The 12,292-nt window shown below is 67.9% G+C and carries 12 protein-coding genes and 1 tRNA gene; 5 read left to right on the forward strand and 8 right to left on the reverse strand.

Annotated elements, in window-relative coordinates; all coding sequences use genetic code 11:
- Positions 1-27: 27 nt before the first annotated feature.
- Positions 28-2,934 (forward strand): valine--tRNA ligase, encoded by a 2,907-nt coding sequence (locus tag ACN5W5_RS10630; protein ID WP_420048501.1) that lies wholly within the window; start codon positions 28-30, stop codon positions 2,932-2,934.
- Between the two features lie 36 nt (positions 2,935-2,970).
- Here ACN5W5_RS10630 and ACN5W5_RS10635 read toward each other — a convergent pair whose 3' ends face one another.
- The 4 genes from ACN5W5_RS10635 to cysM all read right to left on the reverse strand — a co-directional run bounded on the left by ACN5W5_RS10635 (position 2,971) and on the right by cysM (position 5,853).
- Positions 2,971-4,014, reverse strand: coding sequence for an NAD(P)-dependent oxidoreductase (locus ACN5W5_RS10635; protein ID WP_420048502.1), 1,044 nt, complete (start codon positions 4,012-4,014; stop codon positions 2,971-2,973).
- 51 nt (positions 4,015-4,065) lie between these two features.
- Entirely contained in the window at positions 4,066-4,293 is a 228-nt protein-coding gene (locus tag ACN5W5_RS10640) for a sulfurtransferase TusA family protein (protein WP_420048503.1), read from the reverse strand.
- Positions 4,294-4,385: 92 nt separating this feature from the next.
- A complete protein-coding gene (locus ACN5W5_RS10645; RefSeq protein ID WP_420048504.1) occupies positions 4,386-4,946 on the reverse strand; it encodes an NUDIX domain-containing protein in 561 nt (186 codons plus the stop codon).
- Between the two features lie 4 nt (positions 4,947-4,950).
- Positions 4,951-5,853, reverse strand: a complete 903-nt coding sequence (cysM, locus tag ACN5W5_RS10650; RefSeq protein WP_420048505.1) for a cysteine synthase CysM — start codon at positions 5,851-5,853, stop codon at positions 4,951-4,953.
- A gap of 39 nt (positions 5,854-5,892) precedes the next feature.
- Here cysM and ACN5W5_RS10655 point away from each other — a divergent pair.
- A tRNA-Leu gene (locus ACN5W5_RS10655) sits at positions 5,893-5,977 on the forward strand.
- Between the two features lie 50 nt (positions 5,978-6,027).
- Here ACN5W5_RS10655 and ACN5W5_RS10660 read toward each other — a convergent pair.
- Positions 6,028-7,008 (reverse strand): cupin domain-containing protein, encoded by a 981-nt coding sequence (locus ACN5W5_RS10660; RefSeq protein WP_420048506.1) that lies wholly within the window; start codon positions 7,006-7,008, stop codon positions 6,028-6,030.
- Positions 7,008-7,541, reverse strand: coding sequence for an OsmC family protein (locus ACN5W5_RS10665; protein WP_420048507.1), 534 nt, complete (start codon positions 7,539-7,541; stop codon positions 7,008-7,010). Before ACN5W5_RS10665 ends, ACN5W5_RS10660 begins: the two co-directional genes overlap by 1 nt.
- A gap of 242 nt (positions 7,542-7,783) precedes the next feature.
- On the opposite strand from ACN5W5_RS10665, the gene ACN5W5_RS10670 reads away from it, so the two are divergent.
- A complete protein-coding gene (locus ACN5W5_RS10670; RefSeq protein ID WP_420048508.1) occupies positions 7,784-8,596 on the forward strand; it encodes a class I SAM-dependent methyltransferase in 813 nt (270 codons plus the stop codon).
- A 3-nt stretch (positions 8,597-8,599) separates the two neighbouring features.
- Positions 8,600-9,418 carry a class I SAM-dependent methyltransferase gene (locus tag ACN5W5_RS10675; RefSeq protein ID WP_420048509.1) on the forward strand — a complete coding sequence of 273 codons (819 nt, stop codon included), beginning with the start codon at positions 8,600-8,602 and terminating at the stop codon, positions 9,416-9,418.
- Between the two features lie 52 nt (positions 9,419-9,470).
- Here the strand turns inward: ACN5W5_RS10675 and ACN5W5_RS10680 are convergent, their stop codons facing one another.
- On the reverse strand, positions 9,471-10,214 hold the full coding sequence (locus ACN5W5_RS10680; protein WP_420048510.1) for a hypothetical protein: 744 nt from the start codon (positions 10,212-10,214) through the stop codon (positions 9,471-9,473).
- Positions 10,215-10,336: 122 nt separating this feature from the next.
- Here ACN5W5_RS10680 and ACN5W5_RS10685 point away from each other — a divergent pair, with 122 nt between their 5' ends.
- Positions 10,337-11,311 carry a calcium/sodium antiporter gene (locus tag ACN5W5_RS10685; protein WP_420048511.1) on the forward strand — a complete coding sequence of 325 codons (975 nt, stop codon included), beginning with the start codon at positions 10,337-10,339 and terminating at the stop codon, positions 11,309-11,311.
- Here the strand turns inward: ACN5W5_RS10685 and ACN5W5_RS10690 are convergent, their stop codons facing one another.
- Positions 11,312-12,232 (reverse strand): SDR family oxidoreductase, encoded by a 921-nt coding sequence (locus tag ACN5W5_RS10690; RefSeq protein ID WP_420048512.1) that lies wholly within the window; start codon positions 12,230-12,232, stop codon positions 11,312-11,314.
- Positions 12,233-12,292: the final 60 nt, after the last annotated feature.

A 12,292-nucleotide genomic window follows, 5' to 3' on the forward strand; every position in this document is an offset into this window, starting at 1 on the left:
CGCCGTTGCATTTTTTGCGCCCACCCCATGTCTGACACCCTGCAACAACCCGGCCTGCTCTCCCTGTCCAAATCGTTCGAGCCCGCCGCGCTCGAAGCCCATTGGGGCCCCGAATGGGAACAGCGTGGCTACGGTGTGGCGGGTTTCCGCGGCACCGGTGCACCGAAGGAAGGCGCGCCGTCCTTCGCCATCCAGCTGCCGCCGCCCAACGTGACCGGCACGCTGCACATGGGCCACGCCTTCAACCAGACCATCATGGACAGCCTCACGCGTTACCACCGCATGAGCGGCGCCAACACGGTCTGGGTGCCGGGCACCGACCACGCCGGCATCGCCACGCAGATCGTTGTGGAGCGCCAGTTGCAGGCCCAGGGCATCAGCCGCCACGACATGGGACCCACGCCTGCCGAGGCGCGCAAGAACTTCGTCGCCAAGGTCTGGGAATGGAAGGAAGAAAGCGGCAACACCATCACCACGCAGATGCGCCGCATGGGCGACTCGGTGGACTGGAGCCGCGAGTACTTCACCATGGACGAGAAGCTGAGCAAGGTCGTCACCGATACCTTCGTGAAGCTCTACCAGCAGGGCCTGATCTACCGCGGCAAGCGCCTGGTGAACTGGGACCCTGTGCTGATGTCGGCGGTGTCCGATCTGGAGGTGGAAAGCGAAGAGGAAGACGGCTCACTCTGGAACATCGCCTACCCGCTGGTCAACGGCAGCGGCCACCTCACGGTGGCCACGACGCGCCCCGAAACCCTGCTGGGTGACGTCGCGGTGATGGTGCACCCCGAGGACGAGCGCTACAGCGCGCTGATCGGCCAGTACGTCAAGCTGCCGCTGTGCGATCGCGAGATTCCGGTGATTGCCGACGCCTATGTGGACCGCGAGTTCGGCACCGGTGTGGTGAAGGTCACGCCCGCGCACGACGCCAACGATTACGCCGTCGGCCAGCGCCACCAGTTGCCCATCATCGGCGTGCTGCACCTGAACGCCACCATCAACGACAACGCGCCCGAGAAGTACCGCGGCCTGGACCGCTTCGTTGCCCGCAAGGCCGTGGTGGCCGACCTGGAAGCCGCCGGCCTGCTGGTCGAGATCAAGAAACACAAGCTGATGGTGCCGCGCTGCGCGCGCACCGGCCAGGTGATCGAGCCCATGCTGACGGACCAGTGGTTCGTCGCCATGACCAGCAAGGGCAACGAGCACAACACCAGCGGCACCTCCATCGCCGACAAGGCCATTGCCGCCGTGCAGTCGGGCGAGGTGAAGTTCGTGCCCGAGAACTGGGTCAACACCTACAACCAGTGGATGAACAACATCCAGGACTGGTGCATCAGCCGCCAGCTCTGGTGGGGCCACCAGATCCCGGCCTGGTACGACGAGCAGGGCCAGGTCTACGTGGCGCGCAATCTGGAAGAAGCGCAGGCCCAGGCCGGCGCCGGCAAGACGCTGACACGCGACGAAGACGTGCTGGACACCTGGTACTCCTCTGCGCTGGTGCCGTTCTCCACCATGGGCTGGCCCGAGCAGGGCAACAGCGCCACCGACGACTACAACCTCTACCTGCCCAGCACCGTGCTGGTGACGGGCTACGACATCATCTTCTTCTGGGTGGCCCGGATGATCATGATGACAACCCACTTCACCGGCCGCGTGCCGTTCAGGCACGTCTACATCCACGGCCTGGTGCGCGACGCGCAGGGCCAGAAGATGAGCAAGTCCGAGGGCAACGTGCTGGACCCGGTGGACCTGATCGACGGCATCTCGCTGGCACCCCTGCTGGACAAGCGCACCACCGGGCTGCGCAAACCCGAGACGGCGCCCAAGGTGCGCAAGCAGACCGAGAAAGAATTCCCCGACGGCATTCCGGCCTACGGCGCCGACGCGCTGCGCTTCACCTTCGCCGCGCTGGCCTCGCTGGGTCGCAGCATCAACTTCGACAGCAAGCGCTGTGAGGGCTACCGCAACTTCTGCAACAAGCTCTGGAACGCCACGCGCTTCACGCTGATGAATTGCGAAGGCCAGGACTGCGGCCTGCTGGAGCACACCAAGGCCGATTGCGACGTGGGCGGCAAGGCACACGGCTACATGAGCTTCAGCCCCGCCGACCGCTGGATCGTCTCCAGGCTGCAGCGGGTCGAAGCCGAAGTGGCGCAGGGCTTCGCCGAATACCGGCTGGACAACGTGGCCAACACGATCTACCAGTTCGTCTGGGACGAGTTCTGTGACTGGTACCTGGAAATCGCCAAGGTGCAGATCAACACCGGCAACGAAGCGCAGCAACGCGCCACCCGCCGCACCCTGATCCGCACGCTGGAGACCATCCTGCGTCTGGCCCACCCGGTGATTCCCTTCATCACCGAAGAACTCTGGCAGAAGGTCGCGCCCGTGGCCGGCCGTGCCGGTGAATCGGTGAGCGTGGCGGCTTACCCGGTGAGCCAGCCCGAGCGCATCGATCAAGCCGCCGAAGCGGCTGTGGCCAAGCTCAAGGGCCTGGTGGACACCTGCCGCACGCTGCGCGGCGAGATGAACGTGTCACCCGCCACCCGCTTGCCACTGTACGTGCTGGGCGACACCGCCTTCATGCAGGCCAACGCCGCCGTGCTGCAGGGCCTGGCCAAGCTGAGTGAGGTGAAGGTGTTCACCGACGAGGCCGCCTGGGCCGCCGCCGCGCAGGCCGCTCCCGTGGCTGTGGCGGGTGAATCCCGTCTGTGCCTGTTCATGGAGATCGACGTGGCCGCCGAAAAAGTGCGCCTGTCCAAGGAAGCCACACGCCTGGAGGGCGAAATCACCAAGGCGACGGCCAAGCTGGGCAACGAGGCCTTCGTGGCCAAGGCGCCGCCGGCCGTGATCGATCAGGAAAAAAAGCGGGTGGCCGATTTCACCGCCACCCTCGACAAGGTGCGCGAGCAGCTGGCCCGACTGGGCCTTTGATCCCGTGACCCGCCGCCGCGCGGGTCCGGCCCGCGTTCAGCGGCGGTGGTGCACCGCCAGCGATGCCCACTGCGACGGCGAAACCGCCTGGGGGTCTTCCTGGTCGGGGAGGTGCAGGCTGTCGAGCTCGGAAAAATCGCTCGGTCTGGACTCGGCTTTCGCCGTGGCGGGCGACAGCGTCTCATGGATGCGGTGGGAAACGTACCAGCTGGCGCGCAGCTTGGCTTCACGCGTGTGCGAACCCAGGCGCGGTGTCAGGTGCAGGTTGGGCACGTTGTAGAGCGGTGTGCCCTCGACAGCAAAGGCCGGATTGGCACCATCGAGCAGACAGGCGTCGATGCGGCCATCGGTGAGCGCCAGGGCCAGCGCCTCCGGATCGAACAACGAGCTGCGGCTCACGCCGACCCACAGCTGGCCGGGCTTGCAATGGTTGAGCAGGCGCTCGTTGATCCAGCCCCGGAAGCGCGAGGCATAGACCACCTGGAGCGACACCGCGTCCGAGCGTTCCAGCAATTCGTTGAGCGGGACCGGCTCCACACCGAGCTTGGCCCAGATGGGGGCGGCGTGGTGCACCGCCGGGTCGTAGCCCAGCAGGCGCACACCCAGCCCCTTGAGCATGGGTGCGAGCGTATGGGCCACCGGCGCCAGCCCGAGCAGGCCCACGGTGCTGCCCGCCAGCTCCCGACCCATGCGCACCTGAGCGATCTGGCGGCCGAGCAAGGCGCTGATCATGCCCCGGCGGTACAGCATCAGCAGGCCATACAGCAGGTATTCGGCGTTGGAGCGCACCGTGGCGCTGCGCGCCTGCACCACGCGCACCTGGCGCCGGGCGCAAGCGTCCAGATCGGTGTTGTCGCTGGAGATCTGCATCCGGGCAACCAGCTGCAGCTTGGGGGCAAAGTCCAGGAACTCCTGCGACACCACCACGTGGGGCGGCAGGACAATGGCGCGCGTCTTGTAGACAGTGTTGCGCAGCGCGACGGCATCGTCGGCCAGCTCCGGACGGAAGGCCACTTCGTAACGCTCGCGCAACCAGCCCAGAGCTTCGGGGACCAGCGGGTCGATCAGCAGGACTTCCATGGTTTCAACGCATCCGGCTGCTGCGGTTCGGGGCAACAACCGTTCACGTCCTCAACGGCGTTTGAGCAGGGTGAAATACTCACTGCCCACGGTCTGCTGTTCCACCAGCTCGTTGCCAGTCTGCTTGGCAAAGGCCTGGAAATCACGCACCGACCCGGCATCGGTAGAGACCACGCGAAGGATCTGTCCGCTGCTCATGTCGGCCAGGGCTTTCTTGGCTTTCAGGATGGGCAAGGGGCAGTTCAAGCCGCGGGCATCGAGTTCTTTGTCGGCGTTCATGGGGGGATTCCTGTGGTTGAACGATTCTATGTCAAGCGGGTTTTTGGCAGATTGGCAGCCCACATGCCAAGATCCCCCGCCGGCAACGGCTGTCAGTGCGACTCAGACGGGTTGCCCTGGTTCGGATCTGAAGGCAGCGTTTCCATAAACACCGGCTCGATGCCCCTGCCGCGCAACCAGTCGGCCAGGGCCATCCCGGTGCCCGCGCGCCAGCACTTCAGCTGCGAGGGTTCCAGCAGCTTGTATTCGACCAGCTCGGGCGAAAGCCTGATCTCCCCGCGGGCCAGCGCGTGGTAGGTGATGATGATCTGGTTCATGCGCTGGAAGTCGTGCACACCCACCAGTTGCAGGGCGGTCACTTCGAGCGCGGTTTCTTCGGCAATCTCCCGGCGGATGCCGTCTTCGGGTGTCTCACCCGCCTCCATGAAGCCGGTGATCAGCCCGAACATGCGGTTCGACCAGGCAGCGTTGCGCGCCAGCAGAACCCGTTCGCCGACCTGCACGATGGCGGCGAGCACGGGGGTGGGGTTGTTCCAGTGCGTGAAGTCGCAAGCCGGGCAACGCAGCCGCTCCTTGAAGCCGCCGTCCTCTTCGCTGCCGATCAGCGCCAGCGGCGTGGCGCAGCAGGGGCAGAAACGGTATCCGGCACTCACGGGCTCAGGCGGGGAACACGCCCGTCGAGAGGTAACGATCACCCCGGTCACAGACGACGAAAACGATGGTGGCGTTTTCCACCTGCCGGGCCACCTGCTGGGCCACCCAGCAGGCGCCCGCCGCCGAGATACCTCCGAAAATGCCCTCTTCACTCGCCAGGCGACGGCACATGTCTTCGGCATCGCCCTGGCTCACATACACCAGCTCGTCCACCCGGCTGGGGTCGTAGATTTTTGGCAGGTATTCGGTGGGCCATTTGCGGATGCCCGGGATGCGCGAACCTTCGCTGGGCTGGGCACCCACAATGCGCACCGCCGGGTTCTTTTCTTTCAGGAACTGCGACACGCCGGTGATCGTGCCGGTGGTGCCCATGGCGCTCACGAAATGGGTGATGCGTCCGCCGGTCTGCTCCCAGAGCTCGGGGCCTGTGGTCTCGTAGTGGATGCGCGGGTTGTCGGCATTGGCGAACTGATCCAGCATGCGACCCTTGCCATCGGCCTGCATCTTCTCAGCCAGATCGCGGGCGTATTCCATGCCGCCGCTCTTGGGGGTGAGGATGAGCTCGGCGCCAAAGGCCTTCATGGTCTGCGCGCGCTCGATCGACAGGTCCTCCGGCATGATCAGCACCATGCGGTAGCCCTTGATGGCCGCGGCCATGGCCAGCGCGATGCCGGTGTTGCCGGAAGTGGCTTCGATGAGCGTGTCACCAGGCTGGATCTCACCACGCTCCTCGGCGCGCCGGATCATGGACACGGCGGGCCGGTCCTTGACGGAGCCCGCCGGATTGTTGCCTTCCAGCTTGCCCAGAATGACGTTGCCCCGTGCCCGGTTGTCCGCCGCCCCGATGCGCTGCAGCGCCACCAGCGGTGTCTTGCCGATCGCATCTTCAATGGTTGGGTATTTCATGGGCCTCACTGTGCCATAATTTCCGTCTCCCAGATTCCAGCCCGGGTGGTGAAATTGGTAGACGCAGGGGACTCAAAATCCCCCGCCGCAAGGCGTGCCGGTTCGATTCCGGCCCCGGGCACCACACACAAGGCCGCACAGTTTTCGCTGTGCGGCCTTTTGTTTTTCCCGGGGTCAGTGGGGCAGCATCTGACGCTGGCCATGCTGGCGGCGCCAGGTGGCGGGCGGCTGTCCGAATTCGCGCCGGAAGGCGCGGCTGAACGCGGTGTCGGTCTGGTAGCCGACCTCTTCGGCGATGCGAGCCAGAGGCGCGTTGCTGCGGCACAGCAGGTGGCTGGCCAGCAGCATGCGCCATTGCGCGAGGTAGTGCATGGGTGAACTGCCCACCAGTTGCTGGAAACGCTCGGCCAGCACCGAGCGCGAGGTGTTGGCCGAGCGCGCGAGGGACTCCAGGGTCCAGGCCTGCGCGGGGGCGGTGTGGATGGCCTTGAGCGCGGCACCGACGACGCGGTCGTTCACACCCGCCAGCCAGCCGGTGTGGCCTTCCGGGGTCGCCCGTTCGTTCATGTAGATGCGCAGCACCTCGATGAACAGCACCTCGGCCAGCTTGGCCAGCACGCCGGCACCCCCTGGTCGAGGCGAGCGCGCTTCGGCCAGGGCATAGCGCAGCGAGGCTTCGAGCCAGGTGCCGGCATTGGAACCGCGCACGTTGACGCGCAACAGCGGGGGCAGGCCACTCAGCAGCATGCGCGCGAGGCGGGCATCGCAGGCCAGGTAGCCACAGACCAGCCGGCAACCCGCCCCGCCGCCACCATAGGCCAGCAGGCGCGGGCGCCGCGACAGCACCTCGTCGAGCCGCGCGCCCGATGCCGGCGCCAGGCCGGGTTCGGAGGTCATGCGGTGGGCGTGGCCCTGCGGAAACACCACGGCGTCGCCCGCGATCAGGTGCACCGGTGGCTGGCCGTCGAGTTCCACCCAGCAATCACCCTCGGTGATCAGGTGGAAGATCACCACCCGCTCGGCATGGGGCTCCAGCAAGGGGGCGGCGGCGTCGGCGTGGGGCGACTGGTAGCACCAGGGGGCGGTGAAGCGCCCGTGGATGAAGATCGCGCCGACCAGGCGCACCACGCGCAAGGTTTCCGACAGGGCATCCATCAGTGGGGCGGCACGTCGATCTGCAGTTCGATGGGCAAGGCGGTTTCAATGGCGTCGCCCACCGGGGAGTGGCGGCAGCTCGCCTCGACCAGCTCACGCAGCCGGTCGGCCGCCACACCATGGGCGGACAGGCGCACCCGCAAGCGCATGTCCAGCGGGCCGGCGGGCACCGGGCGGCCGTCGGACTCGCTCATGCCCAGCAGGCCGCGGGCATCGCTGCGGCTGCCCGCCTCGACCTCCAGCAGATCGAGCACGATGCCTTCGGCCGCCGCCGCCATGGCGATGCGCGTGGCGGTGCACGACGCCAGACCGGCGCGCATCAGCCAGCCAGGGGTCACCTGGTCGCCGCTGCCACCCAGCTCCAGCGGCATGTCGGTGCTCACCTCATGGCCGTCGGTGTGTTGGGTCACCACCCGCATGCCGCCGGTCCATCGCGAGAGGGCCGGCGCGTCCTCGCTCAGGCCCGCCTCCGGGCGGCGCTGGAAAACCGATTGCACCCGTTTCAGGGCGGTTGCGATGCCATCGACGCTCATGGAAGCTCCAGTGTGGTGTCTGTGTGGCTGCATTGTGGAAGTTGTGGGTTGGGTTGAACAGTGGGGCGCGCCGCATCCGGGTGTCTGCGGACGATGGGGCAAGGCGACGGGACGTTCGGTCAGGGAGCGCCCCGGCCCGGGCGACCTGCCGGACGATGGGACAGGCGGGACCGACGTCCAGACAGGACGTGGCGCGACCGCCGGTCCACAGTGTCTCCACCCCCACCCACCGGAGACACCCCATGAACGCACCCGTTGATTTCACCGCCCTCAAGACCCGGCAACAAGGCGCCTGGGCCAGCGGTGACTACGCCGTGATCGGCACCACCTTGCAGATCGTCGGCGAGCAACTGGCCGAGGCCTGCGACCTGCGTTGCGACGAGCGGGTGCTCGACGTGGCCGCCGGCAACGGCAACGCCACCCTGGCCGCGGCGCGCCAGGGTTGCCTCGTCACCTCCACCGACTACGTGAGCAGCCTGCTGGAACGCGGCGCCGAGCGGGCCCGTGCCGAGCGCCTCAACGTGCAGTTCCAGGTCGCCGATGTCGAGGCCTTGCCTTTCGCGGACGGCAGCTTTGACGCGGTGCTGTCGACCTTCGGTGTCATGTTCGCACCCGACCAGCGTCGCGCGGCGGCCGAGATGGCCCGCGTCTGCCGCCCGGGCGGGCGCATCGGGCTCGCCAACTGGACACCCGACAGCCTGGTGGGCCGCATGTTCAAGGTGCTGGGGCGCCACTTGCCGCCGCCCCCCGGCGTGTCGCCGCCGTCCTTGTGGGGCGTGGAGCAACACGTGGCGGACCTGTTCGGGGATCGGACGGCGGGACTCCAGGTGACGTCGCGCGATTTCTGCTTCCGGTACCGCTCCGCCGCCCATTTCGTCGAGGTGTTTCGCGATTGGTACGGGCCGGTGCACAAGGCCTTCGCCGCGCTGCCGGCCGAGCAGGCACAGACGCTAGAGCGGGAGTTGATCGAGCTGCTGGAGAGCCTGAACAGGGCCGGCACCACCTCGCTGGTCGTGCCCAGCGAGTACCTTGAAATCGTCGTCGCCGTGCGCTGAGCCATGGAACCGAGGCTGCAACGGCGTGTCCAGCGCTACGGCTGGGACCTCGCGGCCCCGGGCTACGAAGGGCTGTGGGGGGCGCAGCTGGCGGGTGTGCAGGCGGCACTGCTGGCCGGCGCCGCCTTGCGGCCGGGTGAGCGGGTGCTGGACCTGGCCTGCGGCACCGGCCTGGTGACCCTGGGCGCCGCACGGGCGGTGGCGCCGTCAGGGCAGGCGCTGGGCACCGACCTGTCGGGCGATATGGTCGCCCTCGCCGCGCTGCAGGCCCAACGGCAGGGCGTGAGCAACGCCAGCTTCACCCGCATGGACGCGGAGCACCTGGCGGTGGCCGACGGCAGCGTGGACGTGGTGCTGTGCTCGCTGGGGCTCATGTACGTGCCCGAGCCCGAGCGCGTGGTGAGCGAGGCCCGGCGCGTGCTGCGCCCGGGTGGCCGCCTGGTGGTGTCGGTGTGGGGCGAGCGCGGGCGCTGCGGCTGGGCGGGGCTGTTCGGCATCGTCGATGCCGAGGTGTCCAGCGAGGTCTGCCCGCTGTTTTTCCGCCTTGGACAGGCGGGGGCGCTGGCGCGGCTGTGTGCCGAAGCCGGACTCGCGCCCGTCGACGAGCACCGGCTGCGCAGCACGCTGGCCTATGAAGACGGCGAGCAGGCCTGCGACGCCGCACTGGTCGGCGGCCCGGTGGCGCTGGCCTGGTCGCGTTTTGATGAGGCCACCCGGGCGCGGGTGCGTGGCCGCTACCTGGCGTCAATCGAAGCCTGGCGCGCAGGGGCGGGTTACGCGGTGCCGGCCGAGTTTGTGGTGCTGGCTGCGCGGTTGGCCTGAAACGCCCAGGGCGCGCAGGGTAGACGCCATGAAGGTTGGTCGGTTCGAGGCGCTATATCCGGTCTTTTTTGGCTGGGTGACCTTTGGGTTGCGCTGTGCCCGGGCGGTTGTCAGCCGTGCCCGCGCGCGCGAGTTCCTCCTTCAGCACCTGCTGGTAGATGCGCGGCAGCTGGCGGCTCATGCTGTTGGTCTCGATGCCGTACCCCAGGCTGGTCCAGGTGCTGGAAAGTCGGCGCAACACGGGCTGCACCCGGCCCTGCCGCAACTGGGCCGACAGGTTGCCCCAGCGCCCCTCGGACAGCCAGGCGTGCACCACCAGGTCCTGGTACTCGGGCGCGAAACTCAGTCCGGTGGCATCCAGTGGATCGTCGGTGCGTTGCGGGTGGTAGCGGGCGGCCAGTTCGAGCCAGGTGCTGTAGAGCAGCTGGTAACGCCCGGCGGCCGTGGAGCAGTTGCCCCGGTTGGGCCCTTGTCCGATGGATTCGCAGCGGTTCGGGTGCACGTCCAGCGTCCACACATAGTCGTGCCCATACATCACGTGGTAGGGCCGCAGCACGTTGGACTCACTCGCCGAGATGGTGCGCATCAGCGCCCTCAGATAGGGGTCACCGCCGGACATGACCAGGGGCTGTGTGCCCGGGATCAGCAGCAGGGGCCGCCACCACCAGAGCAGCAGCAGCATGAGCACCACGGCGCCCGCCGTGAGGGCCAGGCGCGAGCGCAGGGGCGAGTCCCAGAACCCCGATGGCGGGACGTCAGCAGGGGCGTCTGACCGATCCGGTGGCAATGAACTCATGGTGCAAACACAACGTGGCGGCGCTGGATGAACCCGCGGGACGTCATGTCCGACAGGAAGGGGGATCGAGAGTCAGCTGACACAATCCAAGGCATTGTCCAACAACGCCGACCCGACTTGCCATGCTGCTGCCATCGCTTGCCATCCTTGCCGGACTGTTGCTGCTCGTGTGGAGCGCCGACCGCTTCGTGGCCGGGGCTTCGGCCACCGCCCAGCACTTTGCCGTGCCCCCGCTGCTGGTCGGCATGCTGATCGTCGGCTTCGGCACCTCGGCACCCGAGATGGTGGTGTCGGTGCTGGCGGCTTCGCAGGGCAACCCCGGGCTAGCGCTGGGCAACGCCTGGGGCTCCAACATCGTCAACATGGCGCTGATCCTGGGTATCACGGCGCTGATCGCACCGATTCTGGTGCGCTCGGTCATCCTGCGCAAGGAGTTGCCGATCCTGATGGCGGTGACCGCGTTGTCGGCACTGCTTGTGTGGGACGGTGTGCTGTCGCGACTCGATGCCGCGGTGTTGCTGCTGGTGTTTGGCACACTGGTGACCTGGTCCATCGTCGAGGCCCGCGCCGGCGGTGGGGACACGCTCGCTGCGGAGACCGCCACCGAGCTGCAGGCCCATGCGGTCCCGCTGCGGCGCTCGCTGCTGTGGCTGGGTGTGGGTTTGCTGCTGCTCGTGGGCAGTTCGCGTTTGCTGGTCTGGGGTGCGGTGTCGATCGCACAATCGCTGGGCGTGAGCGACCTGATCATCGGCCTGACGGTGATGGCGATAGGCACCTCGCTGCCCGAGCTGGCGTCGTGCGTGGCGGCGGCGCGCAAGGGCGAGCACGACATTGCGCTGGGCAACGTGCTGGGGTCGAGCCTCTTCAACACGCTGGCCGTGGTGGGACTGGCGGGCGTGATCGCGCCGATGGACATCGGCACCGATGTGCTCACGCGCGACCTGCCGATGATGGCCGGCCTGACCGTGCTGCTCTTCGCCATGGGCTGGGGTTTCCGCGGCCCGGGGCGCATCAACCGGCTGGAGGCGCTGGTCCTGCTGGCCCTGTATGTGGGGTACACGGGCTGGCTGCTGGCCTCCATGACGCCCGGCGCCTGATCAGGCCCGAAGGCCTTCGGCCACCGTGGGGTAGCGCAGGCGAAGCCCGAGTTCGGTTTTCATGCGCTGGTTGTGCAGGCGGCGCGATTCACTCATGAAGCTCAGCAGCATCAGCGGCAGCTGGTCCCCCGCGGCATTGCGCGCGATGCGCGGCGGACGGGAAAGACCATACAGGTCGGCCGCGAGATCGAAGTAGTCGCCCATCTTCAGATCGGTGTCGTCACTCACGTTGACATTGCGCTGCGGCCGCCCGCGCCACAGCGCCAGCACACAGGCGCGCGCCAGATCGTCGGCGTGGATGTGGTTCGTGAACACGTCGTCTTCGGCGCGCAGCACCGGCGTGCCGCGCAGCAGGCGCTCGCGCGGCGTGCCGCCCTCGCGGTCGGGCGCGTAGATGCCGGGGATGCGCAGCACGCTGGTGCGCACGCCCGTGGCACGGCCCAGCCAGTGCACAGCCGCCTCGGCGTCGACACGCCGCCAGGCGCGCGGCGTGAGCGGCTGGGCCGGGGTGGCCTCGCTCACCCATTGCCCCTGCCGATCCCCGTAAACCCCGCTGGTGGAGCCATATACAAGAGCCGCCGGCAAGGAGCGCTGCGCCAAGGCCCGTACCAGCGCCCGGGTGCGGGTGTCCAGCCGCCAGTCGGGCGACTCGCCCGCGGGTGGCGGTGCGAGGTGCAGCACGCGGGTGGCCAGTCCGGCCAGACGGCCCAGGCTGCGGGCATCGTCCAGGTTGCCCGGCAAGGGTGTGATGCCCTGCGCGCGCAGCGCAGCCGCGCTCCCCGGTGTCGAGGTGAGGGCGAGCAGCCGCACACGGCGGCCGCCACCGAGCGCGCGGGCCGCGCGCTGGCCCACGTCGCCACAGCCAATGATCAACACCCGTTCACGCCGGAAGCGTGCGGGCAAAGCGCCCAGATGGCTCATGCGATTTCCAGATTTGCGACAATGTTCGATTGCTTTTGTGTCGAGACACACCAAGGCGCC

The sequence above is a fragment of the Hydrogenophaga sp. ZJX-1 genome (assembly GCF_048590325.1).
GTDB lineage: Bacteria > Pseudomonadota > Gammaproteobacteria > Burkholderiales > Burkholderiaceae_C > Hydrogenophaga.

Bases quoted from the DNA above. Each gene is read 5' to 3' on its own strand.
- cysM (WP_420048505.1), bottom strand. From the start codon at position 5,853: ATGAAATACCCAACCATTGAAGATGCGATCGGCAAGACACCGCTGGTG.
- ACN5W5_RS10675 (WP_420048509.1), top strand. From the start codon at position 8,600: ATGGAACCGAGGCTGCAACGGCGTGTCCAGCGCTACGGCTGGGACCTC.
- ACN5W5_RS10630 (WP_420048501.1), top strand. From the start codon at position 28: ATGTCTGACACCCTGCAACAACCCGGCCTGCTCTCCCTGTCCAAATCG.
- ACN5W5_RS10685 (WP_420048511.1), top strand. From the start codon at position 10,337: ATGCTGCTGCCATCGCTTGCCATCCTTGCCGGACTGTTGCTGCTCGTG.
- ACN5W5_RS10660 (WP_420048506.1), bottom strand. From the start codon at position 7,008: ATGGATGCCCTGTCGGAAACCTTGCGCGTGGTGCGCCTGGTCGGCGCG.
- ACN5W5_RS10665 (WP_420048507.1), bottom strand. From the start codon at position 7,541: ATGAGCGTCGATGGCATCGCAACCGCCCTGAAACGGGTGCAATCGGTT.
- ACN5W5_RS10690 (WP_420048512.1), bottom strand. From the start codon at position 12,232: ATGAGCCATCTGGGCGCTTTGCCCGCACGCTTCCGGCGTGAACGGGTG.
- ACN5W5_RS10680 (WP_420048510.1), bottom strand. From the start codon at position 10,214: ATGAGTTCATTGCCACCGGATCGGTCAGACGCCCCTGCTGACGTCCCG.
- ACN5W5_RS10670 (WP_420048508.1), top strand. From the start codon at position 7,784: ATGAACGCACCCGTTGATTTCACCGCCCTCAAGACCCGGCAACAAGGC.
- ACN5W5_RS10640 (WP_420048503.1), bottom strand. From the start codon at position 4,293: ATGAACGCCGACAAAGAACTCGATGCCCGCGGCTTGAACTGCCCCTTG.
- ACN5W5_RS10635 (WP_420048502.1), bottom strand. From the start codon at position 4,014: ATGGAAGTCCTGCTGATCGACCCGCTGGTCCCCGAAGCTCTGGGCTGG.